Below are 24,135 nucleotides of genomic sequence, written 5' to 3'. Positions count from 1 at the left end.
GATTGCGGCGGCGCCGAAGGAGAGCGGTGACGGCGCCAATTTTATTGGAACGTTCGCCGGCTGTCCCAAGCAATTTTTTGACAGGAGGGCCCTTCCATGGCCGACCACAACGACCCAAATGCCGTAAATTCGATTTTCTCCGACATCGATGTCAGCGCCGCCGATCTCTATGACATATTCGGCTTCCCCTCCGACGATAAGGATGGCGGCGAGAAGGTCGTCATCGCGCTGACTTTCGCCTCTGTCCCCGACGCGGGCGTATTCGACACGGACATGCTTTATCGCATTCTGATCGCGCCGGACAAACGTATCGCGCGGCCGGGCAAAGACGATCAAAGTCTCGAGGGCCTGCTCAAATATCTCGACGGCGTGAAGTCGAAATACCTCAGCGTCCTCAAACCTGCGGAGATCCGCGTAACCGTCGATCGCGACAATCGCCCGCATATCCGCTTCTTCAACTTTCCCGGCGGCGATTTCTCAGCGGTGATCGACGCCAACGTCAATACGACGCTGAAATCGCCAAAGGGCCACGCCATCCAGACTTTCATCGGCGGGCGCGACGACGCTTTCTTCAATGATCTGCCGGGGTTCTTCCGCTCGATCAATTATGCGCCGCAATATTATCACGTGCCGCACTCGCTGCCCGAGCTGCGCGAGCTGAAAATCCCGAAGACGCTGATCGAACTCGAAGGCAATGATCTCTTCAACTACGATCCCGCGTTTCCCAATTGGGGCAACGGGTTCAAAAAAGAATTGCCGCCGGGGCCCTATGAGTGGAAGGGCACGAAATTCAAGAAGGACGCCAAGGGCAATTTCCGCTTCGTCTATTCCGGCCATGACGCGCGCGCGGGTCAAAACTGCAATGCGATCATCCTTGAAATTCCGCTCGCCTTCCTCACCGACAATCCGGCGCAGGATCGCATCGTCAACGCCTGGGGCGAAAGCTGGGTGTTGAAGGCGGCGAACAAGATCGAGACGATCCCCGACGAGCCGTTCTGGCTCGAGCATCCGCATGTGCTGCTCGACGCCTGGACCCTCGACGACGAACTGAAAAAATACAAGCTCGTCGACACTGACGGTCAGGCGTTCGCCGATGCGGCGTTGAGCGAGAGAGAGGATAACCGCCAGCTCGGCGCAAATAACTTCTGGCTCGCGCCGCATTTCGTCAGGCGTCTCGGCCATCTCGGCTGGGGCTTCGGCCCGTCGGTCACCGCGCTCGGACTCGCCAGCGCCTTCGACCACGACAATTCGCCGATCTCGGTCCATCGCACCTATGCGAGCGTCATCGAGGCCTTCCCGCGGGTGAAGAAGATGCTGTTCCAGGAGCTCAACATGCCTGACGACTCTTGGAATCCGAAGGGTCTGCCGATCCCGTTGCGTCGGCCGGTCGACGTTTTCATTCCCAATGTCAATTCGATCGACATGGACACGACCGGCACATGGCCTTTCGGCCGGCGCCTGGAAGATCAGGTGGCGACCCGCTTCCTCTCGCTCTTCCTCGACATGAGCGCGACGTTGAATGGGAAGAAATATAATGTCGAAACGCTCAACGATCCGGCGCTTTGGCAAAGCGCGCCGATCGAACCGAAAACACCGCCCAATCCAATGAAGAACGACAAGCCGTTCTTGAAGAGTTTCCCCTATCTGGCCGAACCTTGGTAGCTGCGCGCGCGCTCAACGCAACCCGTTTTCCGCATTCGGATGGCTTCGCTTCGATGGCGATGAAGCGTGGATCCATCGCGCGAGATCGATCCCTCTATTGGAGGTGGAGCTGAGCATGATCTCCCTGGTTAAGACGCCGGACGGATATGAAACGGAGATGCGCCATATCGAGCAGGCGCTCGATGAGATGGGCGACGATGCGCTCGATCGCGCGGCCGACGCCGAACAGATCACCCGCTACGCATGGCGGCGCTATCAGAAAGCCGCCGTCGCCGGCGATTTGAACGAGCTCGCAGCCGTCGACGGCGTATTGGACAAAGCGATCGCGCTTCTTGCCGATCCTTCCGACCTCTATCTGCTCAAGGCCAATGTCGCCTTTAAGCTCCATCGCCTCGACGACGTGCGCGCCGCGCTATCGGCGGCGCCTCTCGTGCGCGACAGCCGCGAGGCGCGTATGCTCGCCGCTGATCTCGCCTTTCAGGAAGGGCGTTATGAGGCGGCGCGCGCGGGTTATGACGAATTGCTCATCGAGGAGCGGAGCTGGGACGGCCTTGCGCGTCTCGCGCATTTTCGGTTCAAGATGGGCGACGCCGCTGGCGCCGCGCTTTTATACGAAGAAGCCGAAGACGAACTGACCGCGAAGCAGATGCGGAACTTCGCCTGGCTCGAGACGCAAATCGGGCTCATGGATTTTCAACGCGGACGCTACAAGGAGGCTGAGAGCCGCTATGCGCGCGCGGACAAAGCCTATCCGGGCTATTGGTTGGTCAAGGAACACATCGCCGAATTATGGGGCGCGCAGGGGCGCTATCTTGACGCGGCCGCGCTGCTCGAAGAGATCGCCGCCGGGGTCGATCGCGCCGACCTGGAGCAGGCGATCGGCGAATTATACGAGCTGGCGGGACGCGAGGAGACGGCAAAGATTTGGAAGGGGCGAGCGCTCGGCGCCTATCTTCGCTCGGCGCAGTCTGGCGACGTCCATTACTACCACCATCTCGTCGACTATTACGCCGACGTCGCCGAGGATGGCGCGAATGCGACGCTATGGGCGCTGAAGGACATCGCGCTGCGCGAGAACTTTTCGACGCAGGCGGCGCTGGCCTGGGCCTATTTTCGAGCCGGCCGTTTCACGGACGCGGTCCTTTGGAGCGACCGCGCGCTCAATTCCGGCGCCTCTTCCGCCAAGCTTTGCCATCAGGCCGCGCAGATCCATTTGGCGGCCGGAAACCCGTCGAAAAGCGCGGCGCTCCTGACTTTGGCGCAAAGCATCAACCCTTGCGTCGAAAGCTTTCATATTCATCACTGACGCCGGCGCAGGCGAATTCATAAATCATCCGATCGATCGGATCGATCTAACGCAGCGCTGCAATCGTCGGAAGGAGCGGAAAGTTCACGCCACAGAAGCATCAATGCGGCCATGATCGCCGGCCCGAGGAACAGGCCGAGAAGCTGGAACCGTTCGACGCCGCCAAGGATGCCGAGCAAAACCCATAGAAACGGCAGCTTGGTCACGCCGCCGATCAGCCTGGGCCTGACAAAATGATCCGCCAGGAAGATGACGAGCGTTCCGGCCAACGCCACGATCATCGCCGGCGCGATCCCTTCGGCGCCAAGCAATGTCGCGGCCGCGACGGCGATGGCGATTCCCGCGGCGAAAGGAATCATCGCGGCGACCGCGGTCGCCATCGCGAACAGAACCGGATGCGGCAGATGGGTCAGGTAATAGACGACGCCCATCAGCATGCCCTCGCCGATCCCCACGAAGACCAGTCCGGCGACCGTTCCGTGCACCGAGGCGGCCATTTGCAGGGCGACGCGCTCGCCTCTGTCGCCGAACAGCTTGCGCGACGCCGAGCGGCATTGCGCCGAAATATGTTCGCCGTGACGAAACAGAAAGAACAGAGTCAGCAGGGAGACGCCAAAGATCACCGCGCGATGCAGCACATTGGCGCCGAGATGCGCGCCGAGTTCGCGAAGCCATGAGGTGTTGACCTTGGCGACGATCTCTTTGGCCCATCCGGCATGGGACAAATGATCGCTCCACCAACTCGCGAGCCATTGGCCGACGTAAGGAAGGCGCGCGATGAAATCCGGCGCCGGAATTCCGGATTTCTCCGCCTCTCGACCGTAGTCGATGAGGTCGCGCAGCTCGCGGACCGCATCGACGGCGAGCGTCGCGACTGGCAGAAAGACCGCAAGGCCAACGACGGCCGTAAAGACAATCGGCAGAATCTCCTTGGCCGCCCAGGACGGCGCCCGCCGCCGCGCGCGTTCGTAAATCGGCCAAAGCGCCACCGCCAGCACGAGCGCCCACGCCAAGCCGCGAAGATAATTTCCCAGCACATAGAGGCCGAGCGCGACGAGCGTCGCGGAAAGAAACAGCCGCGCAACAGTCTCTCGCCACGACAGCGCTTCGATAACCCCCAAACGGCGGGCGTCTTCGTCCGCCTGCGCCCCGGCGAGTTCTCGACCCATGTCCATTCGCCGCTCCTCGATTGTTTCGTGATTCCTGACTCTCGTCACGACCGCCCGCGACTGCATCGCCTGATCTGCCCGAAATAGGGCCGATGCGAGAAGCCGGTCTAGGCAGTTCGTTTGACGCTCGCCAATCCCGTCGCCGCGATAAAATAAAATGCCCCTGTTAGGCGATTGCGCAATCGCCCTCTCGTCGCGAGAAGCGCGCGAAGACGATCGGCGAGGAGCGCCCAACAACAATCGAGCATCGAGACGACGATGAGAAACGACAGGCACAAAACGCCAAGCTGCAACATGACGTCGCCGTCGGGCGTCAAGAATTGAGGAAAGAAGGCCCCATAGAACAGCAGGGTCTTGGGATTGGACGACGACACCAGGAAACCGCGCAGAAAGATCGACCGCGCCGAACGGGGCTGCGGCTGGATCCTGCTAAGATTGACGACGGGCGCGCGCCACGCCTGAACGCCGAGATAGGCCAGATAGGCGACGCCCGCCCAACGAATCCATTCGATCATTTCGCCAACAAGGGTGAGAACGCCGGTCATGCCGAGCGCGGTCAGCGCCAGCTGCGGCGCCATCGCCGCGCTGGTCCCCAGAACGGTGATCAATCCAAACCGCCGCCCGTATGCGACCGAATTCGCAGTGATGAGCGCGACATTCGGACCCGGCAGAATCGCAAGAGCGGCTGTCGCGACGACAAAGGCCGCATAGACTTCAAGCGACATTCAACGCCTCCGAACCGGCCGCGCATGACCGGCGACTCTCCGCCGGCCCCGATCGCGCCCGATGTCGCCGCCCCTGCTCGGACCGCACGGAACGCACAAGGCGAAAATTCGCGGCGATCCGGAATGGAGCCGCGCCGACTGAGGTTGGCGGAATCGCGATCAACTGATTCGGCGACAGCGAGGCCGCGAAAACATCGTCGGGTCAACTCATGCTTTCGCGAGACGCGCGGCGGCGCCGATCGTGGCCCCGGTGAATGCGCCCACCGCGGTTCCGATCACGCCGAACAATGACCCAACCACCGCGCCCACCGTCGCGCCGACGGCGGCGCCGGAAATCGCAAGCGTTTCTCGTTCGCTCGGGGTCGTCATCGCTCGTTCTCCTGTCGTTCGGGCAAGCGGGCCGGCGAGCAGCATACGCTGGCGATGGCGGAAGGCAACGACGCAGCCATTTCCTCGGCCTTCGCCGCCGCGTCGCTCGTCACTTCCTTGCCTTCGCGTCAGGCCACAAGAATCCGGAGAGACCAGGGATCGGATCGGTCAGCCGCTGCACCTTCTCGCGTCCGGCAATCAGGGCCGCGCCGCCGAAAATCTCATGGGTCAGGCGTTTGAGCTGGTCATTCGTCAGACCGAGCGCCAAGAGTTTCGACGTGAGTTGAAAGGTTTCCCCTTTTCGCCCTCCAACCATTTCGCCGATGCTTTTGAGCGCGCGGCTGGCAAGTTTCCGCTTCGGCGGCTTCGATTTGGCCGCCTCGGCGACGACATCGCGCGCGCCCGGAATCATGTCGATTACTTCATCGGCCTCGCCGTCCGGATAGCGTTTCAGCAAAAACCCGAAAACATGGCCGATCGCCAACCGCACAACGTCAGGATCTGCGCGGACTGAATTGGATATGTGCGAAATCCAAGGGTCCATGCGGTCTCCTGACAGCGAGTTGCCTGACCTAACTATCCCGCCGCGCTCGAATTTGGCGACCTCTCGCCGGGGCCGCGGCAAGGCGATTCGCTGATGCCGGACGCAGGGCGGGCGAAATCGCGGCGTTCGGCGATCTGAGGCGGCGTAGGCTCAAGCAGCGTCATCCGACGGCTCTTCCGCCAGTGGCGATGAGAGACGACATTGACATCGACGAACGAGCGGAGACCGGCCTCAATCCGCGTTGACTCCCCCGATCGACCAACCGGTGGGCACATTTCCCAAATTGGCGTTCTGCACCACGGTGGCGCCGGACATCAGCCAAATCGCGACATTGCCATTGGAGTAGCGCCAGAGAATGTCGCTCTTGCCGTCGCCGTTAAAGTCGCCGGTTCCGGCGATCGTCCAGCCGAGGGGCGCATTCGCAATGCTGGCGCTCTGCAAGATGGCTGCACCATTCATCAGCCAGATCGCGACCTTGCCATTGCTGTTTCGCCAGAGAATGTCGCCCTTGCCGTCGCCGTTAAAATCGCCGGTTCCGGCGATCGTCCAGCTAACGGGCACATTGCCAAGACTGGCGGCCTGCAACACGGTCGCGCCATTCATCAGCCAGATCGCGGCGTTGCCGCCAGCGTCTCGCCATAGAATGTCGTTCTTGCCATCGCCGTTAAAGTCGCTGGCTCCGGCGATCGTCCAGGAGACGGGAACAACTCCTAGATTGGCGGCCTGCAACACGGTTGCGCCATTCATCAGCCACAGCGCAACTGTGCCGCTGGTGTGACGCCAAAGCAAGTCGCTCTTGCCGTCGCCGTTAAAGTCGCTCGTTCGAGCGAACGACCAGGCAATGGGCACATTTCCAATATTGGCGGTCTGCGACACGGTTGCGCCATTCATCAGCCAGACCGCGACGGCGCCGCTGGTGTTGCGCCAGAGAATGTCGCGATTGCCGTCGCCGTTAAAATTGCCGGTTCCGGCGATCGACCAACTCGAGGGCACTATTCCCAAATTGGCGGTCTGCAATACGCTCGCGCCGTTCATCAGCCACATCGCGAGGCTGCCATTGGTGTAGCGCCAGAGAATGTCGCTCTTGCCGTCGCCGTTATAATCCATCCGCGACGTCAGGCTCCACCCTATGTCGCGAAAGAGCGGGCGCTCCAGGATCGGCGTGTGGAGAGGCTGGGTATAGATCGGCTCCATGATCTGGTTGGGCGTGGCAGCCGTATCCCAATGCGAGACGGAGGAGCCAGATTCGGCAGGATTAGGGGCGTACATCCGGACGTGATCGCCCACTTTGCCAGCCGTCAACAAACCACTGGCCGCCCTGACATTGGCGCCGACCCAGTGCAGATTGCCGGTGTCGATGCTGGCCGCGACGCGTTGCGCGTTGCTCATGCTCGGATAGTCAGGCGGCGTGGCGCCGTGGCGTTCCAAAAAGCGCATGAACGCATCGTTAAAGCCCAGAGCCTTCGCGCCTGACGCCAGATCGACAAAGGTCAGAAAGCCCAGCCCATGGCACAGTTCGTGGACAAGCACGCTTACGAAATCGATCTTGCCGGCTGGCGGATTCGAGTCCAGCCCGTAATACCAGCCGCTCGTCGTCAGGCAGCCTGCCGTCCCAATATTGCTGTTGAAATTGGCGTTTATGTCGTCCTGCGCTGCGTCGAGATCGGTTTTCGCCAAGGCGTTGGCCAGGGCGGAGGCGTACCAGGCGCCGGCTACCGGAGCCCCAGTGAAGTCGCGAAACGCGTTAACCGGGCCGGCGGAGCCCAGAATCGCCGACGTTGCATTGCATGACAACGGCGTCATTTGGGCGCCGACCCGGATCGGAACTGGGCTCGAAACGAGCGCGCCCCAGATGTCGGCGGCGGCCTGAAACGCGATCAGCCGCTGAGCGCCTAGCGTGGCGCCGGTGTTTCCGCCAACCGGCGCGGCGGGCGTCGGATCGTTGAAGCCAATGCCGGCGGCATTCTTGTTGACGACGACGACGGAAGCCGCGTTGGCGACGGGCTGGAGAACGGCTCCCACAAGAAGAGCGCATGTCAACGGCGCGATGCGCGTCCAAGCGTGACGAAATTGCATCGAAGAATCCTGCTCGAGTGAAAGGGATTGGAAAGTTTTGGCGCCTATTTCCCGCCGCCGGTCGTGACGCCTGTTGGGCTCTGAAAACGGCCTTTGAGATCGAGCTTGTAGCCGCCGCCCGGCTTCGCCGTCGGGACTTCCGTCAATCCCTCATGGGAAGTGCTGAAAGCGTTTTGTTCCTGAGGAGTCAGCGATAGCGGTGGGCTTCCAGGCGGCGGCGTGGCGACGAACTCGCCTGTTTTCGGGTCGACATGGACCGTCAAGCCTGCGGGAGGCGGGGGAGCGTTCGCGCCGGCGCTGGTTTGCGCCGGCGTCGCGGGAGCCGGCGAAGGCGCGTCGCCGGAGAACGCTGGGTGTGCGGCCATGAGAACGCAAGCGCCCACGCCAATGCCGCCCGCTCTCAAATTGTTGCTGAAGCGACTCCCGGATCTTTGGATCTTCATGGGATCTCCCTCGTGGTCAAGCGCCCACGCGTGCGCATCGCTATGAGCCCTGAAAGGACATCGATGCAATCATGTTCTCGGATCATAAGACCTGCAGATGTAAACTCAAAGAAGCCCGCGCGAAAGGCTTCGCTGGATTCGCTGAGTTGCGCCGCCGCCCGTTTGGGTTGCTGCGAAAAATCGCCGATAATGGGACGATCCGCAAAAATATGATGAGCGATCCAAATCGATTCGGCCTAAATCCTCGCCTTCAAACGCCGGCACGAAACGCCAGGCGATGCAGAGCAGCGACAGGAGCAAGACGCAATGCTCGAAAGTCTTCGTAGCGCGACGAAATTACTCGTCCTGGCGGTATTATTTTTGGCTGCATCTGCGCCGACAAGCGCGCAGGAGCATTCGCAGGTTTCGATCCCCAGCGGCCCGGTCGCGACCATGAGCCACACTGGAGCCGCGCCAGTCCCGGGGGTCGTTGGGCCGTCTGGGGTGGGAGTCCCCATGCCGACCCGCGCGCTCACCGGGACAAATCCGCCCCAGGCGCAACCGCAGCTCGGGGGTCCGGTTCCCATCCCTTCGCCCTCGCCCAGGGCGATCCACTAAGTCATACGCAAAGGAAAGCCCGCAAGCGTTGACTTCAATCAGCGCGCAATCGGCAATGGTCGAATGACGGCTTCTCAATGACGTATCGCCCGACGAATGGCGTATGCCGTCGCCTCCGGCGCGTACCTCGAATAGCCATTGGGCGCCGCGCAACGCGTCAAGCAGATCATTGCCGCGTCCGAACATCGCATGGCGATGATGCGTGAGCGACGCGCTGGGCTTGCATGCTAAAATGCGCGCGCGCTTGGGGAAAAAATGCCCAAGCTCTTGCGAAAAAGAATAGGTTCAGCTTATTCTCAAATTCCGTTCTTGGGGGCAGGAGCGGTTCGCGATTTGCTCGTCAAGAATGTAAATCTTTCTCACTGATTGAGATCCTTAGCTGGGGAAAAATAATGCAGACGAATAAGCTTTTTACTGTGCTGGGAGTCATGCTGTCGCTTGGCGCAACGAATGCCTCTGCAGCGCCCGCGTCAGGTAACTATATCCTCAACGTTGCAGGTATATTGAAGGCGCCGATCAACAAATACGGCAGCGTCAAATGTTCGGCGACGGCCTTCCTTGCTCCCGACACTTCGGGCGCGCCGACTGTCGCCAATTTGAGCGCCGCCATTCTGGCGAATAGCGCGCTCACCAGCGCGTCATCTCAAGCCACGGTGTCGGGCCAAAATTTCTCGTGCCAGGTTGTTGTGCCGTTCAGTTTCCGTAATGTGCTTGCGGGCCAAAAGGTTATTGTCGCGTACACAATAAGCGTGTCCGACCATGTCATCGTCGATCCGACCGTCAATCCTCCTGCGCTGTTGCCAGTATCAGGAGACCGCGCGACCCGCCAAACGATTCCCGATCTGACGCCTACGAGTCAGACCCTGCCGAAGGTCGCCCCTTATCTGTGATCGCCCAAAATCGCGTTCCCGGCTTGACGTAGCTGACCGAGAACAAGCCGCTTGGCCTCCTCCCTAAAAGGAGGCTTGAGGCGGATCAAAGTCGGCATGTGAATCCGCAAGCGCCAACGGCGCCGGCATAATCGCCGGCGCCGCGTTAGCCGGGAAGCTCGGCGCGAGAATATGCGTGCGCCGGAGCGCGCGCGATTTCTCGTCGCTCGCTCTTGCGCCGGCTCCGAAGATCGCGACTCAGTGGGGAAAATCGGTCGAAACGGCCCCGGTTCTCGGAATGACTTCGATCACGATCGGATTGGGAAAGGCGCATTGCGGATTGGGCAGATTGACGTTGCTCGGAATCGGGCAGACGCCCGAGCCGTCCCACATGGGCCAAAAGAACGCCTGATAACATCCGTATGATTGGCCATTCGGCTGAACGCCGACGCAATTATTATTCAGATAGGGCACGTTAGGCGTCAGAGCCCGGTAGCCGCAATCGTCGGGATATTTCCTGTCGCCCAGAGTCGGATTGCCTCGGCATCTCAGCGTCGGCATATGCGGACAGGCGATCAGAACGGCGTTGGAGTAATTGGCGCGCGCCGGAAAGGCGTCCTTGCAGAAATTTTCGGGACTGGGGCTTGTCGAACAGGCGTAACTGTCGTCGGTCGGCGGCGGCAAGCCTCTGGTGTTGGGCGTACGGGAAAGCCATTGCTCGTTCGTGCAGGTTCCCTGAAGGCTGATGTCGGGGAAGAGCCCTCGGTTCGCCCAAGGCGACAGTTCGATCAGCGTCGTGACGTTGTCGGCGCAGTTTCCGAGGATTCCGGCGACCGACGGCTTGAAGCAGGCGATCGCCGAAGCGTAATTCGTCCAATCGAAACTCTTGGACATGCAGGACTTGCCGGGGTCCAGTTTGAGATATTGGTTGTTGTTTGTCGGGCAGCTCCATGCGCCGCCGGACAGATCGCCCTTGTTGACGCCGCTGATCGGACGCTGGATCGTCGCGTAATAAGTTACATTGGTGCCGTTCTTGAAGACGACCGCATTAATATTGGCCGCCCGCGCGGCCCCGGCGGCGCCGAATGACGCTGTCAGTAGAACGGAGATTGCGAAACAGGCTGCTGCTGGGCGAATCATTGTCGAATTCCTTCGCTTCCGAACTTCGTCAAGTTTGGATTGCGCGGATCGACCTCGTCAATCTCTATTGCGCGCTCTATTGCGCGCCGGCCCGAGCGGACAAAAGATTGCAAGCTCGCGTCTAGGGACGGTTTTCGGCGTTATCGATCGACGGCGGATCGGGGTAGAGCTTTATGCTCGCCGTCTGTTCGCCGCTCTTGAGGATGATTTCGTGGCGATCGATCCGAGAGATCGTCCAAGAATCGACCGTATCGCCGACCTTCCGCCAGGCGCCTTCCGGCGTATCCTGGGAGACGACATAGGCCTGTTGCGCTTCCTTGTTCGTGACGATGGCGCTCACCGTCAGGCCGCCCGGCGCGATCGCGTTCGGAGCAAGTTCGACTTCGACTTGCGGTTTGGCTTTCGACGGCCGCCGGCTTTTCGAAAAAATCGGTCGGGACAGCGTTTCCACATCCGCGCTCGCGGGCGTGGGAGGATCCAATTCGCCAATCGTCAGCGTCGGCGGCTTCCAATCGGGCGCCGCGACTTCGCCGTCCAGACCGTTCGATCCGAATATCGCGGCGAGGGCGAAGAGCCCCGCCATCAAGGTCGTGGCGAGAAGAACAGCCAGGATGATCGTCGAGAGGGGCGACAGGCGCGCCTGCTTGCGCAGCGCGGCGAGTCGTTCGGTCTGAACGACGATGTCCGCGACGAGCTTTTGCAGGATAGGCGGCGTCATCGGCGACCCTTCTGCGACGCGCCGCCGAATACGCTGAACTCGACGTCAATGTTCTGCTCGGGTTGAATCGGCGCTCCGCCCCAGAGCGATTCTGGGTTGCGCAAGGCCGCCGCCGTGACGATCAGCAGCGGCGGTTCGCTTTCGATCGCGCGCGCCAGTTCATGGACGTTTTCGTAACTTCCAAAGGCCAGGATTCGCGCGCCGACAAGCGTCACGCCGCGAAATTCCTTTGCGGGCAGCATCTCGATGGATTTCACCGTCACTCGAGCGGCTTCCGCCATCGATTTGAGCCGGGCTTGCAAATTGGCGTTGATAACGCCCTCGCTGTCCCCTTCGATGAGCTCGCCGCCCGCGTTGATGTCAGCCACCTGCCGCGCGTAATCGTGAATCTGCGCCTCATGCGAAACGACTGCCTCATAGCGCGCGAGCGTTTGCCGGCGTTCCGCGACAGCCTCGGCGCCCGCCGCGAGGAAGCGCCGTACGGGCTCGACGAGAATGAGATAGCAAAGCGCGACGGCGAACAGATTGGCGCTTATGAAAATCCCGCGCCGAACCGCGGGAAGGCGACGAATGCTCTTCCAGTTCATTGCGACGTCATCCGCTGCCGTTCATTGATCTTCGCCGCAAGCGAAAATCTTTCCCGCTTCTCAAGCGAGTCCGGCATGATCGGCGCGGTCAGTCCCGCGTCGGAGAAAAGCGGCGACTTGTTGAAAAGCGCCGGAAGACCCACGGCCGAATCCGCGAAGCCTTCGATTTCGAGCGTCTTTTCGTTGGGCTTGGGCTCGGAGAGCGCCAAAGTCGTCGCAAAGGCCCCATCGGGAAGAATGCGCGCCGCTTCCTCCCAGAGATCGGCGAAGCGAGGACTGCCGCGTCGCGCTTCGCGGAGCACCGAGAGAAGTCGACTTTCGGACGAGGCAAGGTCGACGGCCCGACGCACGCGCGCCGCGCGCGCCGACATTTCCTCGATCTTGGCGTCGAGTTCCGCAATCGACGCGGATTGGCGCCACAGCGTCACGCCGACGCCGATCGCCGCCAAAAGAAAAGTCGCGGCGCAGAGTCCAATCGCGGCGATGCGAAAGATGTCCGAGCCCCGCTGCGGGCTTTCGAGTTCGATCAGCGGCGCTTCCTCGGATTCGCGCAATCCTGTTGGTCGGATCGAGGAAATATCTGAAAGGGCGATTCCGGCATTCGCGATCGCGCCGGCGATAAAATCGCGCCGCAAAATCCACAGCGTGACGCCTAATTTGTCGGGCGAGGAAGCGTGCCTCGCAGTCGTGTGGCCATAGACCACGTCCTCCAGACGCAACGGCGTCTTTCGCTCGATGTCGACGGCGAGCAATTTTGAAAGATTGTCCGCGGCGGCCGCGGGTATGTCGAAACGGCGCACGAAAAAAGCGCTCGCGTCGATCTCCAGTTCGATCCTCGTCGCATTTCGCGCAACTCCGCGTCGCGCCAGCGCCTCTGCAAGAGAGGAGGCCGCGATCTCGTCAGAGGAGACCCGCCAAAGCGGCGCGCCGCGCCGATCGCGGCACCATAGATCGCTGCTCCCCGCTTTGAGGATCAACTGCCGATTGTCGCGATCGGTGAGCCAGGCGACGGTCTTGGGAGGAAAAAGGGAAAAGAATTCTCTCCGGTGCCAAGAGAGAAATCGTCCGGCGGCGCGCTTCAGCGAGCCGTTGAGCACATCTCGCGTCCAGAACTCGTTTGACAAGCAGAGCAGACTCCGGCGCGTCATCGAGACGCCGGGCGCGGAGCCCGGCGCCGATGCGAAGAGACGCGGAACGATAGCCGTCAGGCTCCACGCTGACAATGAGCTGATCCGATCGGAGGTTCCGTCAAACTAAGGCGAAACGGCGCTCCAATTTGTCGCACGCTCTCGCCGACTGGTCGGCGGCTTCGTTAGCAGACCAGCTTACGCTTCCCGCGCGCATGATTTTTATGGCTGACGTAAAGCTTGCGCCTGAAAGGTGCCGTGCGACGGCGATTGTGCCCTTTTTGCCACAACCGCGAAATAAAGTGGCAAGCTTGGCGGCAAATGTACAAAGCGCCATTGATGACGGCAGCGGCAAACGACAACATTCGGCCGACGAGAATTTCCTGTGACCAGGATCGCGAGAGGGCCGACCAATGACCGCAAAATTTCACATGGCGTTGTTCATGACGGCGGCGCTTATCGGCGGGCCGGCGATCGCCGCGGATTTGCCCTCGCGCAAGACCCCTGCCCCGATCCCGGTCCCGCCGCCGCTGTGGACCGGCTTTTACGCCGGCCTGAACGCCGGCTACGGCTGGGGCGGAACGACCAGCGCCACAACGGGGGCTCTCCCCATCGTCGACAACATCGCGAACGATCCCGGCTGGGGAACGCCTCTCGGCTTCACGGCGGCGGCGCTCTCGGGCGTCGCCAACGTCAATCAATCCGGCTTCATCGGCGGCGGGCAGATTGGCTATAATTATCAATGGAGCCCGCTTTTCGTTGTCGGACTTGAGGCCGACATTCAGGGCGCCGCCATCAGCGGCAGGGGCGGCAACTCCGGCGTTGCGCGGTTCGGACCCGATCTTTCCGGCTTCATCGATACGGCCATCGGCTCAAGCAATGTCGTCGCGGGCGTCGACTGGCTCGGCACGGTTCGCGGCCGTCTCGGCTATCTCGTCACGCCGACTCTGCTCGCCTATGGCACGGGCGGCCTCGCCTATGGCGGCGCTCGCGCGATCGCCAGCCACGCGCTTGGCTTTACCGACGACGTGCCGACCGTCCATCCGACCTTCGGCGGCGTCGGCCGCTATTCCGACATACGGGTCGGCTGGACGGCCGGCGGCGGCCTGGAATGGATGTTCATGCCGAATTGGAGCCTAAAGGCCGAGGCGCTTTATTACGATCTCGGCGCGGCGAGCTTCGCCTCGAGCCCCGTGGGCGCCCTCTTCTCCAACGGCAGCAACATCATCTTCGCCAATCTTCCGACGACGCGGGTGCGCTTCGACGGCGTCATGGCGCGCGCCGGCGTCAACTATCATTTGAATTGGGGCGCGAACGCCGCGGCCGCCCCGCCGGCGCCGCCGCCGACCTGGAATGATTTTTACGCCGGCCTCAACGCCGGCTATGGCTGGGGCGCGACGACGAATGTCACGACCGCCGCCATCCCCGTTCTCGACAATATCGCGGCGGCGTGGGGAACGCCCCCGGGCTTCACCGCCCTGGCCAGTTCGGGCGTCACAAGCGTCAATCAGTCCGGCTATGTCGGCGGCGGGCAGTTCGGCTTCAATTATCGATGGAGCCCAGCCATCGTCGCGGGCTTCGAGACCGACATTCAGGGCGCCGCTATTCGCGGTTCGGCGGGCGGCGTCGGCTTTGCGCAATTCGGGCCCGATCTCTTCGCCGCCAATGATACCGCCTTCGGCGCGCATGTCGTCGTCGCGGGCGTCGACTGGATCGGCACGGCGCGCAGCCGTCTCGGCTATCTCGTCATGCCGACGCTTCTCGCTTATGGAACCGGCGGCCTCGCCTATGGCGGAGTCCGCGCCACCGCGGTTCACTCGCTGGGCTTCGTCGACGATAATCTGACGACCATCTATCCGACCCTCGGCGGCGCCGGCCGCTATTCCGACATCAGGGTCGGCTGGACGGCCGGCGGCGGCCTGGAATGGGCCTTCACGCCGAATTGGACGCTGAAGGCGGAGGCGCTCTATTACGACCTGGGCTCTGCGAGTTTCGCTTCGAGCCCGGTGGGCGCCATGGACCCCGACGGCACCAATGGCGGCGGCTTCGCCGGCGCGCCGCTCTTCGCCAACAGCCCGGTGACGCGGGTCAGATATGACGGCGTCATCGCGCGCGCCGGCCTCAATTATCATTTCACTTGGGGAGAGACTCCGATCGTGGCAAAGTTCTAGCGCTGGCGCCTTGACCGTCCAAAACGCAGCAAGCAACCGAAGCGACGCGACCCTTGCGGGCAGGGAAGCGTTCCGCCGCGCGCCAAGCGCGCGCGGCGCCTTGAACGCGACGAATGAAATGGGGGCTGGTCACATGAACCGCCAGACAAAGCTTAGCGCAACTCGAAAACGCCTGTTTTTCTACGCCAGCATGATCGCCGCGGCGTTTCTGTCGGCGGCCGCGCCGGTCGACTTGGCGGCGGCCGAGGGCGTTCTCCCGCCAAAATGCGAAGGCGGCAGCCCCGAAGCCGGGTGCTTCAAGGAAATCCGCGTCGTCAACAACACCAACAAGAAAATCTGGGTCGTTATTCAAGCTTCCCAAATTGTGCAGCCAGCGCTCAGCAAACCGCTTAACGGCGACAAATGGGGCGGCCCCTGCGACGGAACGGGGACGAATCCTCAGCTCGGAGACCCATGGCTGCAGAGGGCGCTCGAATACACCTCCTGGGTGACCGGCGTGCCCAATCCGCGGAACAAAAAGTCATGGCCCGAGCTCTGCTTTCCCGTGCGGAGCGACTATTATCTCTACGTCAATCCGACGACGGGCGTCGCGCCAGGGGCGACAGTGTCGGTTCTCATCCCCTGGTGGGCGCATATCAATCGGGATAAGAACGCGAAACTCGACGAATTCGTCGATTGGTGGAACGCGGGCAGAATATATATTCTTGATGATCTGACCGCTCTGAACGAGAGCTATCAGGCCAGCCTCGACATTGTTAAGAGCCGAGTTGCAAACGCCGACATCAAACTCGTTTATCAAAGCGACGGTCCTCAACCCTCCTGCACCCCCAAACGGCCGACCGACCAATTCACCAACGTCTGCGTCGCCGCCGAATTGGCGGCCTTTCGGGCCGGTCCGGTAAATGTTGGTGGAAATCCAGCCAAGACGATCGACAACTCGCTCGGCAAGCACATCCCCTATCAGCTCAACGAATATACGTTAGCGTCCGTCGATAAGCCGGCGGTGGGCGGCGTGCTTCGGAACCTGGGCGTGAACTACAATGTGTCGAACGTCGATCAGGTGTATCTGCCCATCGCCATGGCCCCGATCAACGGCCCTGCCGACGCGGGATACATGGGGACGATTCTGAATGTGTCGGACTTCCGGAAGGCCATGCAGAATTTCGCCGGAACGGACGCCAACGGAAATCCCCCGGTCAACCAACAAACCCAGCAATACGACCCGAGCCTGCTCAAATGGCCGATTTACAATAATCCGCAGAAAGATCCGGCAAAGCAGGACAGTCCCAGAAGATACCCGGACGCCGGCATCAGAGTGCCATCGACACTCGCCGCCTTGGCCTTCTACGCGTCTCCAGGCATGTTTATCGACCAAGGCAAGAGTGTGCCTGAAATCCTGCCGCTTCCCACGCCTTACAAGTTCACGCCTCCCGAAAGCTGGAGGACATTGCCCATTACATTCCGCAATGTTTTGGTGAACTGGGAGAATTGCTACGAAAAGCCTGATGTCAAGCTATGTCCGCTTATCGCCTGGTACGGCGTGTATTCCAACCTCGGAGGGATATTCGACTATAACTACACGCTGTATTTGCGGAAATGCAAGCCGGCGGCGACGCCTTATCTACTGCCGGTTCGCACGGCCAGAAACATTAAGCTGCCGTCGCTAGAGGCATATTTGCAGTTCGTGCACGGCTGGGTGCCGTTCCGGGTGGGACCAGACTGCGGGGTGGCCCAGGTGCCCGAATTGCCGACAGCTGACCAGCCTCCGACGGCTTGGGGGCAAACGGTCATAAATTATCAGGTGCTCCAGTATGACTTCATGAATTTCGCCAATAAGCCTTTTCTCAAGCCGGTCGAAGGCCGACAATTCAACAAATATGTTGAATTCGTCCATGGCCCTCAGCCTAATTTTCTCGATGCGTCGGCTTACGCCTATTCCATCGACGATCTGCAAAGCTTCCAACACTTTCCGGGTGACGGACTGGTCTTCACCATCGGCGGCGGCAACGGCCTGCCCAATCAAAACAAGATTCCACCTAAGCCGCCGCTGCCCGCGCAATGGTATCTGTTCACCGTCACCTTCGGCGGCCTGAAAGATCCCCCTCAACCGCCGATCATCCGCTGGAAAAAATTCGGCATCTGCAAGCCCACGCCGGACTGGGAGTTCGTCAACAAGACAAATCCGGACGGGATTGGCATCGACGCGCGCTTGCTGCCCCAGCAGCCCCAGGGGTGCATCATCTCGGCCGAGGATGAGAAGGGCAAAATCTACCGGTTCAAAATACTGAAATATAACATAAGCCTGCCGATCTTCCCGATACATGTGTGGCCTGATTTTACCCCGCAGGCGCCTAAGGTGTTCGATCCGAATGTCGTCGATTGTTCGGTCAGTCCTCCGGACACCGCCGCCTGGTGCGCGCAGATCAATGAAGTGGCGAAGGCAAGCGTAGGGACGACGCCGCCACAGTATTCGATCAGCACGCCGGTCCCGGTCGGCAACCCCCCGTGAGGCTGGCGCTGGCGGCTGGTCTCCTGAGTAGGGGCTTGCCCAAATGAAAAGGCCGGCGGTCGAGGCAAGTCGCCTTCAACCGCCGGCCATTTTTTGTCCGCGCCTATTCCACGAAGGGCGCGTTTTTCAATCGCTCGCGCCGCGCCTCAGGCGTTTCCTGCGACGCCGACCGCCGCGTCTTCTCGATCGCGCCAAGCGCGAAGGGGCGGAAAACCTGGTTCACGTCCAAGGGCTTGCGCTTTGGAAACGGGTGGAAGCGACCGGCAGGCAAAATCGCGGCGTAGCGATCGACGTCCTCTCGCCGCTCATAAATTTCCGAAACCGGGAATTGGGGAAAAAGCTTCGCCGGCGTGTCGACGGCGAGCGTCGGCGCCGCCTCCACGCCATTCGCCGTCGCCACCATCTCCACGCCGAGCGCAACGGGCGTATAGATCGTCGGCACCTCCGCCTCGGCATAGGCCAGCGCCTCGTCCTCTTGCGGTCCGCCGCCGAGAATTTCGCAGAGCTGGAAGCGCAGGCGGCACTCGCCGCCCGACGAAAAGCGAGGCGCGAGATCCAAGAGCTGCTCGCGCGCATTGGCGAAGGCGCCGGCGCAGTCGCGCGCGCTGAAGGTCTGCGATGCGATGCAAGCGTCGCGAGAGGCGAAAAAATAGGCCTTGCCGGCTGTCGCCGCTGGGGCGGCGCCGACGTTGAAAAAAGACAGGAGACCGGCGAGGGAGACGATGGGCGACAGGCGAATGCCCGCCCCTCGTCCAGGGCAACTCATTGAGAACACGCGCTTATTTGACATATGCTAGGCGCTCGAGATGAACCGAACCGGCGCAACCTTATCCTTAAATATGTCTTTCCAACGTCCGAGCCGCCGACGGGCGTTCGGGCCCCATCGACATCACGGATATGCGCCGGTCGGGCGAAGGGCGTATGATGGGCGCGTCGTCAGTTCGGCGAGAGGCGCGCCCGTCCGAGTCCCGGGAGCGAAAGGTCGATCATGGAAACGCGGCCCCTGCATTTCGAAGAAGGCGCGGAGAGCGGGTCCAAGCCGCGCCGCATAGACGCGAACAGTCCGCATTTCGCTGAAGCCTTCAGCGAGTTTCTGCTGAGCGAAAAGGCGATCGACGAACTCGCCCTGCAGCGTTCGCAACGCGCGGCGCGCCAGAGCGGCGAGCGTTTCGACCGCGTTCTTACCAAGCTCGGTCTCCTGCCGGAGGCCGATCTTTGCGCGCATCTTGGCAAATTCCTGCGCATTCCGCCGCTCGAAGCGGGCGATGTGCCGCTTGAGCCGCCGCTTTGCGACGCCATCCCGGAAAAATTCATCCGCGCCAATGGACTTCTTCCGCTCGCGACCGAAGGCGGCCGGCTGACCCTCGCCGTGACCGATCCGCTGGACCTCGAACCGGTCGACGCCATCGCCTATGCCACGGGTCTCGAAATCGAACTTCGGCTCGCGACGCCGGCGCAATTCGAGAAAGCGTGGTCGACGCTCTACGGCGGACGCCAGGACGGCGTGTCGCTCGTCGACAGCGACCAGCGCGCGCATGAGGCGAGCGAATTCGACCTGCAGCGCCTCCGCGACATCGCCAATGAGGCGCCGGTGGTGCGCCGCGTCAATCAGATCGTCGCCGACGCGATCGAGGCGCGGGCCTCCGACATTCACATCGAGCCGTCATTGGAAGCCGTGCAGGTGCGCTACCGGATCGACGGCGCCTTGCGCACCGCGGAAACGCTGCCGCCGGGGCTCAAGGCCGCCATCGCCTCTCGCATTAAGATCATGGCCCGTCTCGACATCGCCGAACGCCGGCTGCCGCAGGACGGAAGGATCAAGCTCGCGATACGCGGCGTCGACATCGATTTTCGCGTTTCGACGCTGCCGACGGCGCATGGCGAGAGCATTGTGTTGCGTATTCTCGACCGCAGCCAGGTCGCGCTCGACTTCGACCGGCTCGGCTTTGAACCGCGAACGACCACGCAATTGCGCCAGGTCATGCGCAACCCCAATGGCATCGTGCTGGTGACGGGACCGACCGGCAGCGGCAAGACGACGACCCTCTATACCGCGCTCAAAGAACTGACGATGCCGGACGTGAAGGTCTTCACCGTCGAGGACCCGATCGAATATCAGCTCGCCGGCGTCAATCAGGTGCAGGTTCAGCCCGCGATCGGTCTCGATTTTCCCAATACGCTGCGCGCGATTCTGCGCCAGGACCCCGACATCATCATGATCGGCGAAATTCGCGACGCCGAAACGGCGCGCATCGCCATCCAGGCCTCGCTCACCGGCCATCTCGTCTTCTCGACGCTGCATACCAACAGCGCCGCCGCCTCGATTACCCGCCTCATCGACATGGGCGTCGAAAATTACCTCATCGCCTCCACCGTGAAGGCGGTGCTGGCGCAGCGGCTGGTGCGGCGGCTCTGCCGGCATTGCGCGGCGCCGCTGGAAACGCGCGACCGCTGGCGCGCGCAGCTCGCGGCGGAGAGTTTCGCCGCCGAGCCCGAGCGTCTGTCCTCGCCCAAGGGCTGCGCGCATTGCCGTAATCTCGGCTATTCGGGTCGTTCGACGATCGCCGAGCTCCTCATCATGAATGACCGCATGCAACGTCTCGTCTGCGAGAATTCGCCCGACGCGGCCCTAGAGGCGGCGGCCCGCGAAAACGGCATGACGACGATGTATCAATGCGGCATGGGCAAAGCCTGGCGCGGCGAGACCAGCATCGAGGAAGTCGCCCGCGTTACGCGCATGGATTGATGACGCCGATGCCGATGTTCAAATATCGCGCCTACAGCGCCGCCGGCGATCTGCTTGAAGGCGAGATCGAAGCCAAGACCAGCGACGAGGCCGAGGAGACGCTGTTTCGGCGCGGCCTTACCCCTTTCGAAACGCGCGCGGCCGGCGCGGCGGCGCAGGGAGTGTTGGCTCGATTCTCGATGCGACGGCGCACGCCGAACGCGGCGCAGATCGCCTCCTTCACGCGGGAATTCGCCACGCTCGAAATCGCCGACGTGCCGCTTGACCAGAGCCTGCGCATTCTCTCGGCGCAAAGCCCTACCCCCGCCTTGCGCGACCTCGTGCAGGAGATGCTCGCGCGCATCGTCGACGGCGCGTCGCTCTCCGACGCCATGTCGCGCCGGCCGGATGTTTTCGCGCCCCAATATGTGAATGTCGTGCGCGAGGGCGAAACGGTCGGCAAGGTCGGAGCGGCGTTGAACGATCTCGCCGACATGCTGGAGCGCGAACTCGAATTGCGCGCGCGCATCCAGAGCGCGCTGATTTATCCGGCGCTGCTCATCACGCTCGCGGTGATTTCGACCGGCGTGGTGCTCGGCTCGCTCGTTCCCAGCATTGCGCCGATCTTCGCCGACAATGGCAAGGAAATGCCGGCCGGCCTGCAATTCATCCTGGATATCGAAGACAGTTCCGGGACGATCGGCGTCGTTCTCGCCATCATTATCGGCGCGCTGCTGCTGCTTCGCAAAATGGCGCAGACGCGACCGACCTGGCGGATCGCGATCGCGCGCTTCTATCTGCGCATTCCTGTGATCGGCCCCTTGCTCGCGCAATTCGCGACGGCGCGTTTCGCGCGCACGCTCGGCTCAATGCTGAAAGCGGGCGTGCCGCTGCTGCAAGGATTGGAGAGCGCGCGCGCGGCCGTCGTCAACGCTTTCTTCAACCATGAACTTGCCGGCGTGATCGAGGCGGTGCGCGGCGGCGCCCATCTCAGCACGGCGCTTGGCGGGATTCCCTATATTCCGACCGTGGCGCCGCAGATGATCTCGATCGGCGAGGAGACCGGCCAGCTCGACGACATGCTGTTGCGCATCGCGACCATGTTCGAGCGGCAGGGGCAGCGCGCCATCGAACGCGCCATGGGCCTGCTCACCCCGACGCTCACCATATTGATCGCCGCCGTCGTCGGAGGGTTGATCATGACGGTGATGGACGCGGTGCTCGGCGTCAACGAGCTTGCGGTGAAATAATGGCGCGGCGTCGTCGCCTGTCGCGGCGCCGGGCGGGCTTCACCCTGCTCGAGTCGCTCGTCGTCGTCGCGCTCATGGCGCTCTTCGCCGGCATGGCGGCGCAATTGCTGCGACCGCCTTCCGGACGTCTGCGGCTCGAAAGCGCCACGCGCGCCCTATGCGCGAGTCTGCGCGCGACGCGCGCCCGCGCCATCGCCACCAACGCCGAGACCGCGGTTGTGTTCAATCTCGCCCGAAAAAGCTATACGTCGCCGGTCGGCGGAGAGGGGAAATTTCCGGCCGACGCCCAGATTTTCCTCGAGATCGCCCATACGCAGCGATTGACCGACCGCCTCGGCGCCATCTCCTTTTTCGCCGACGGCACGTCGACGGGGGGCGACGTCACGCTGGTGACGCCGCAGGCGCGCGCGACCATCGGCGTCAACTGGCTGACCGGCGAAGCCACATGCGCGCTCGCCTGAAATCGAGAGAAGGGTTCACGCTGATCGAGGCGCTGGCCGCCTTCGCCATCCTCGCGCTCGCTCTCACGCAGCTTCTCCGGGGAGTCAGCGGCGGCGCCCGCAACGAAGCGCGCGCCGATTTTCTGCTGCGCGCGGCGCGTCAAGGCGCGTCGCATCTCGACAGGCTCGGCGTGGAGGCGCCCGCGCCCGTCGGCGTGACGACGGGCCGCTACCCGGACGGGCTGAGCTGGAGGCTTTTCGTCGCGCCGGGCAAAACCATCGACGGACCGGCCGGCGAGCCTATCGCGAAGAGCTTTCGCGCGCGGCTCGTCATCGAGCGGCCTACGGGCTATGGCGAAACGGCGATTTTCTCGACGTTCAAGATCGCGCCGCCGCCGCCGAGGCCTGGGCCATGAAACGTCCCCCGCCCAATGGTTTCACCCTGCTCGAATTATTGCTCGCGATCAGTCTGATGGCGCTGATCGTCTCCACGATCATGGGCGGCGTCGGCATCGGCCGCCGCGCCTGGGAGACGAACCACGCCAGCGAAGCGCTCGACGAGGTCGAAACCGCCACGCGCGGCGTCGCCAGCCTCCTCGCGCGCAGTTTCGCGCCGGCGTCCGAGGCGCGAACCACATCGGCGCCGCAAGTGATTTTTCAAGGAACCCAGCAAGCATGCCGCTTTGTCGCGCTCAGCGACGGCGGCGCGCAATGGGGCGGCCTCCTCCTCGTCGAGATCGGCGGCGAGGGGAGCGATCTCGCCGTCTGGACCGGCGTCTACAGGCGTCAGCAAGCGGCGGGCTCCGGTCGAGCGGGAATGCGCCGGACGGTGCTGTTAAAGGGCGTTGCGTCCTTCGAACTCGCCTTTTTCGGACCATCGCGGGAAGCAAAGGGGCTCGGCTGGAGCCAAAGTTGGAACGAGTCGGACAGTCTTCCCCAGCTGGTTTCGATCAAGATCGGCGCCTATCGCCTCGGCCGGGTGATCGAGGCGGCGGCCACCGTCGCCCTGCCCCGGCAATAACGCCGTCTCAGCCCAATTCGAGCGGGCCGACCGACCAGACGAGCCACAGACCCAAGGCGAGATGGGGACCGAAAGCGATCGGCTGGCGCGGATTGCGCAGCAGCTCCCGCCAGCCGGCGAAGGCCGCGGCGACAAGGGCCGACAGCGCCGCGTAAATCAGACAGCTCGGCAGGCCGGCGAAACCGACCCAGAGGCCGGCGACGCCCAAGAGCTTGGCGTCGCCCTCGCCGACGCCGGGCGTTCCGCGCAGCGCCTCATAGCCATGCCCGAAGAGCCGCAGCGCGATGAAGCCGGTCGCCGCCGCCGCGAGCCGGCTCGCGGCCTCATGTGGCGCGCTCGCCAGGATGGTCGCCGCGCCGGCGAAGAGCAGGGACAGGACCGGTCCGTCCGGGATGACGAAATAGCGCGCGTCGAAAAGCGAAATCAGACAGAGGGCGGCGAAGAGCGCAAGGCTTGGGACAATAAAAAAAATGCGCGTCTCGGCGGGCTGCGCGAGAAGATAGAAAAATCCGATCAAGGCCGCCCATGCGGGGGGCGCAAGCACAATTCCTTCGCCTTTTGCGCGTAAGGCCTCCCATGCCAAGGGGGCGAGCGCGCGTCGCCGACGCGCGCAGGCAGAAGAACATTTTAGGTAATACATGCGCGTAGCCAATTCGAAATGTTTGCGCCCCCAAGCTTACGGCGCTG

The 24,135-nt window shown here is 62.4% G+C and carries 22 protein-coding genes and 1 pseudogene; 12 read left to right on the top strand and 11 right to left on the bottom strand.

The window, feature by feature from the left end; genetic code table 11:
• Positions 1-96 precede the first annotated feature (96 nt).
• Together U1E20_RS00510 and U1E20_RS00505 are read left to right on the top strand one after the other, a co-directional pair.
• On the top strand, positions 97-1,662 hold the full coding sequence (locus U1E20_RS00510; protein ID WP_409978629.1) for a DUF4331 family protein: 1,566 nt from the start codon (positions 97-99) through the stop codon (positions 1,660-1,662).
• A 115-nt stretch (positions 1,663-1,777) separates the two neighbouring features.
• Positions 1,778-2,968 carry a tetratricopeptide repeat protein gene (locus U1E20_RS00505; RefSeq protein ID WP_409978628.1) on the top strand — a complete coding sequence of 397 codons (1,191 nt, stop codon included), beginning with the start codon at positions 1,778-1,780 and terminating at the stop codon, positions 2,966-2,968.
• Between the two features lie 17 nt (positions 2,969-2,985).
• Here U1E20_RS00505 and U1E20_RS00500 read toward each other — a convergent pair whose 3' ends face one another.
• From U1E20_RS00500 to U1E20_RS00490, 3 genes are all read right to left on the bottom strand, one after another.
• On the bottom strand, positions 2,986-4,143 hold the full coding sequence (locus U1E20_RS00500; protein WP_409978627.1) for an AI-2E family transporter: 1,158 nt from the start codon (positions 4,141-4,143) through the stop codon (positions 2,986-2,988).
• A 101-nt stretch (positions 4,144-4,244) separates the two neighbouring features.
• On the bottom strand, positions 4,245-4,862 hold the full coding sequence (locus U1E20_RS00495) for a LysE family translocator (protein WP_409978626.1): 618 nt from the start codon (positions 4,860-4,862) through the stop codon (positions 4,245-4,247).
• Between the two features lie 207 nt (positions 4,863-5,069).
• Entirely contained in the window at positions 5,070-5,231 is a 162-nt protein-coding gene (locus tag U1E20_RS00490; RefSeq protein WP_409978625.1) for a hypothetical protein, read from the bottom strand.
• 223 nt (positions 5,232-5,454) lie between these two features.
• Between U1E20_RS00490 and U1E20_RS00485 the strand changes: the two genes are divergently transcribed.
• Positions 5,455-5,745, top strand: coding sequence for a hypothetical protein (locus tag U1E20_RS00485; RefSeq protein ID WP_409978624.1), 291 nt, complete (start codon positions 5,455-5,457; stop codon positions 5,743-5,745).
• 261 nt (positions 5,746-6,006) lie between these two features.
• Here the strand turns inward: U1E20_RS00485 and U1E20_RS00480 are convergent, their stop codons facing one another.
• Together U1E20_RS00480 and U1E20_RS00475 are read right to left on the bottom strand one after the other, a co-directional pair.
• Positions 6,007-7,797, bottom strand: coding sequence for an FG-GAP-like repeat-containing protein (locus U1E20_RS00480; protein WP_409978623.1), 1,791 nt, complete (start codon positions 7,795-7,797; stop codon positions 6,007-6,009).
• A 98-nt stretch (positions 7,798-7,895) separates the two neighbouring features.
• Positions 7,896-8,216, bottom strand: coding sequence for a hypothetical protein (locus U1E20_RS00475; protein ID WP_409978622.1), 321 nt, complete (start codon positions 8,214-8,216; stop codon positions 7,896-7,898).
• Between the two features lie 1,067 nt (positions 8,217-9,283).
• Here U1E20_RS00475 and U1E20_RS00470 point away from each other — a divergent pair.
• On the top strand, positions 9,284-9,781 hold the full coding sequence (locus tag U1E20_RS00470; RefSeq protein WP_409978621.1) for a hypothetical protein: 498 nt from the start codon (positions 9,284-9,286) through the stop codon (positions 9,779-9,781).
• A gap of 237 nt (positions 9,782-10,018) precedes the next feature.
• Here the strand turns inward: U1E20_RS00470 and U1E20_RS00465 are convergent, their stop codons facing one another.
• The 4 genes from U1E20_RS00465 to U1E20_RS00450 form a co-directional block, all read right to left on the bottom strand.
• Positions 10,019-10,900: a hypothetical protein gene (locus U1E20_RS00465; RefSeq protein ID WP_409978620.1), complete on the bottom strand. Its 882-nt coding sequence runs from the start codon at positions 10,898-10,900 to the stop codon at positions 10,019-10,021.
• 121 nt (positions 10,901-11,021) lie between these two features.
• On the bottom strand, positions 11,022-11,618 hold the full coding sequence (locus tag U1E20_RS00460; RefSeq protein WP_409978619.1) for a hypothetical protein: 597 nt from the start codon (positions 11,616-11,618) through the stop codon (positions 11,022-11,024).
• The gene (gene gspM / locus U1E20_RS00455) at positions 11,615-12,205 is read right to left on the bottom strand and encodes a type II secretion system protein GspM (protein ID WP_409978618.1); all 591 of its coding nucleotides are present in this window, start codon (positions 12,203-12,205) and stop codon (positions 11,615-11,617) included. The genes U1E20_RS00460 and gspM overlap by 4 nt, the downstream gene beginning before the upstream one ends.
• Positions 12,202-13,353 (bottom strand): PilN domain-containing protein, encoded by a 1,152-nt coding sequence (locus U1E20_RS00450; protein WP_409978617.1) that lies wholly within the window; start codon positions 13,351-13,353, stop codon positions 12,202-12,204. The genes gspM and U1E20_RS00450 overlap by 4 nt, the downstream gene beginning before the upstream one ends.
• A 128-nt stretch (positions 13,354-13,481) precedes the next feature.
• Between U1E20_RS00450 and U1E20_RS00445 the strand changes: the two genes are divergently transcribed.
• The 3 genes and pseudogenes from U1E20_RS00445 to U1E20_RS00435 all read left to right on the top strand — a co-directional run bounded on the left by U1E20_RS00445 (position 13,482) and on the right by U1E20_RS00435 (position 18,012).
• Positions 13,482-13,721, top strand: a complete 240-nt coding sequence (locus tag U1E20_RS00445; protein WP_409978616.1) for a hypothetical protein — start codon at positions 13,482-13,484, stop codon at positions 13,719-13,721.
• Positions 13,722-13,745: 24 nt separating this feature from the next.
• Positions 13,746-14,505, top strand: a pseudogene (locus tag U1E20_RS00440) (outer membrane protein); the annotation flags it as partial.
• Between the two features lie 1,008 nt (positions 14,506-15,513).
• Positions 15,514-18,012 carry a hypothetical protein gene (locus tag U1E20_RS00435; protein WP_409978615.1) on the top strand — a complete coding sequence of 833 codons (2,499 nt, stop codon included), beginning with the start codon at positions 15,514-15,516 and terminating at the stop codon, positions 18,010-18,012.
• A gap of 103 nt (positions 18,013-18,115) precedes the next feature.
• Here U1E20_RS00435 and U1E20_RS00430 read toward each other — a convergent pair whose 3' ends face one another.
• Positions 18,116-18,778, bottom strand: a complete 663-nt coding sequence (locus U1E20_RS00430) for a DUF1190 domain-containing protein (protein ID WP_409978614.1) — start codon at positions 18,776-18,778, stop codon at positions 18,116-18,118.
• A gap of 222 nt (positions 18,779-19,000) precedes the next feature.
• On the opposite strand from U1E20_RS00430, the gene U1E20_RS00425 reads away from it, so the two are divergent.
• From U1E20_RS00425 to U1E20_RS00405, 5 genes are read left to right on the top strand one after another with little or no spacing between them, the layout of a single operon-like run.
• Positions 19,001-20,758 (top strand): GspE/PulE family protein, encoded by a 1,758-nt coding sequence (locus tag U1E20_RS00425; RefSeq protein WP_409978613.1) that lies wholly within the window; start codon positions 19,001-19,003, stop codon positions 20,756-20,758.
• Entirely contained in the window at positions 20,758-21,987 is a 1,230-nt protein-coding gene (locus U1E20_RS00420; RefSeq protein WP_409978612.1) for a type II secretion system F family protein, read from the top strand. The genes U1E20_RS00425 and U1E20_RS00420 overlap by 1 nt, the downstream gene beginning before the upstream one ends.
• Positions 21,987-22,448 (top strand): Tfp pilus assembly protein FimT/FimU, encoded by a 462-nt coding sequence (locus U1E20_RS00415; protein WP_409978611.1) that lies wholly within the window; start codon positions 21,987-21,989, stop codon positions 22,446-22,448. The genes U1E20_RS00420 and U1E20_RS00415 overlap by 1 nt, the downstream gene beginning before the upstream one ends.
• Positions 22,433-22,843 (top strand): prepilin-type N-terminal cleavage/methylation domain-containing protein, encoded by a 411-nt coding sequence (locus U1E20_RS00410; RefSeq protein ID WP_409978610.1) that lies wholly within the window; start codon positions 22,433-22,435, stop codon positions 22,841-22,843. The genes U1E20_RS00415 and U1E20_RS00410 overlap by 16 nt, the downstream gene beginning before the upstream one ends.
• A complete protein-coding gene (locus U1E20_RS00405) occupies positions 22,840-23,448 on the top strand; it encodes a prepilin-type N-terminal cleavage/methylation domain-containing protein (RefSeq protein ID WP_409978609.1) in 609 nt (202 codons plus the stop codon). Before U1E20_RS00410 ends, U1E20_RS00405 begins: the two co-directional genes overlap by 4 nt.
• Positions 23,449-23,455: 7 nt before the next feature.
• On the opposite strand, the gene U1E20_RS00400 is transcribed toward U1E20_RS00405, so the two are convergent.
• Positions 23,456-23,992: a prepilin peptidase gene (locus tag U1E20_RS00400; RefSeq protein WP_409978608.1), complete on the bottom strand. Its 537-nt coding sequence runs from the start codon at positions 23,990-23,992 to the stop codon at positions 23,456-23,458.
• Positions 23,993-24,135: the final 143 nt, after the last annotated feature.

The organism is Methylocystis sp. (assembly GCF_046349115.1).
Classification (GTDB): domain Bacteria; phylum Pseudomonadota; class Alphaproteobacteria; order Rhizobiales; family Beijerinckiaceae; genus Methylocystis.
This window is presented reverse-complemented; position numbering and strand designations above follow the sequence as displayed.

What these genes read in the sequence shown, in the direction of transcription:
- U1E20_RS00500 (WP_409978627.1), bottom strand. Translation starts at nt 4,143, where the DNA reads ATGGACATGGGTCGAGAACTCGCCGGGGCGCAGGCGGACGAAGACGCC.
- U1E20_RS00450 (WP_409978617.1), bottom strand. Translation starts at nt 13,353, where the DNA reads ATGACGCGCCGGAGTCTGCTCTGCTTGTCAAACGAGTTCTGGACGCGA.
- U1E20_RS00425 (WP_409978613.1), top strand. Translation starts at nt 19,001, where the DNA reads ATGGAAACGCGGCCCCTGCATTTCGAAGAAGGCGCGGAGAGCGGGTCC.
- U1E20_RS00470 (WP_409978621.1), top strand. Translation starts at nt 9,284, where the DNA reads ATGCAGACGAATAAGCTTTTTACTGTGCTGGGAGTCATGCTGTCGCTT.
- U1E20_RS00475 (WP_409978622.1), bottom strand. Translation starts at nt 8,216, where the DNA reads ATGGCCGCACACCCAGCGTTCTCCGGCGACGCGCCTTCGCCGGCTCCC.
- U1E20_RS00415 (WP_409978611.1), top strand. Translation starts at nt 21,987, where the DNA reads ATGGCGCGGCGTCGTCGCCTGTCGCGGCGCCGGGCGGGCTTCACCCTG.
- U1E20_RS00460 (WP_409978619.1), bottom strand. Translation starts at nt 11,618, where the DNA reads ATGACGCCGCCTATCCTGCAAAAGCTCGTCGCGGACATCGTCGTTCAG.
- U1E20_RS00505 (WP_409978628.1), top strand. Translation starts at nt 1,778, where the DNA reads ATGATCTCCCTGGTTAAGACGCCGGACGGATATGAAACGGAGATGCGC.
- U1E20_RS00410 (WP_409978610.1), top strand. Translation starts at nt 22,433, where the DNA reads ATGCGCGCTCGCCTGAAATCGAGAGAAGGGTTCACGCTGATCGAGGCG.
- U1E20_RS00495 (WP_409978626.1), bottom strand. Translation starts at nt 4,862, where the DNA reads ATGTCGCTTGAAGTCTATGCGGCCTTTGTCGTCGCGACAGCCGCTCTT.
- U1E20_RS00485 (WP_409978624.1), top strand. Translation starts at nt 5,455, where the DNA reads ATGGGTCAGGCGTTTGAGCTGGTCATTCGTCAGACCGAGCGCCAAGAG.
- gspM (WP_409978618.1), bottom strand. Translation starts at nt 12,205, where the DNA reads ATGAACTGGAAGAGCATTCGTCGCCTTCCCGCGGTTCGGCGCGGGATT.
- U1E20_RS00510 (WP_409978629.1), top strand. Translation starts at nt 97, where the DNA reads ATGGCCGACCACAACGACCCAAATGCCGTAAATTCGATTTTCTCCGAC.
- U1E20_RS00420 (WP_409978612.1), top strand. Translation starts at nt 20,758, where the DNA reads ATGACGCCGATGCCGATGTTCAAATATCGCGCCTACAGCGCCGCCGGC.
- U1E20_RS00430 (WP_409978614.1), bottom strand. Translation starts at nt 18,778, where the DNA reads ATGAGTTGCCCTGGACGAGGGGCGGGCATTCGCCTGTCGCCCATCGTC.
- U1E20_RS00405 (WP_409978609.1), top strand. Translation starts at nt 22,840, where the DNA reads ATGAAACGTCCCCCGCCCAATGGTTTCACCCTGCTCGAATTATTGCTC.
- U1E20_RS00490 (WP_409978625.1), bottom strand. Translation starts at nt 5,231, where the DNA reads ATGACGACCCCGAGCGAACGAGAAACGCTTGCGATTTCCGGCGCCGCC.
- U1E20_RS00465 (WP_409978620.1), bottom strand. Translation starts at nt 10,900, where the DNA reads ATGATTCGCCCAGCAGCAGCCTGTTTCGCAATCTCCGTTCTACTGACA.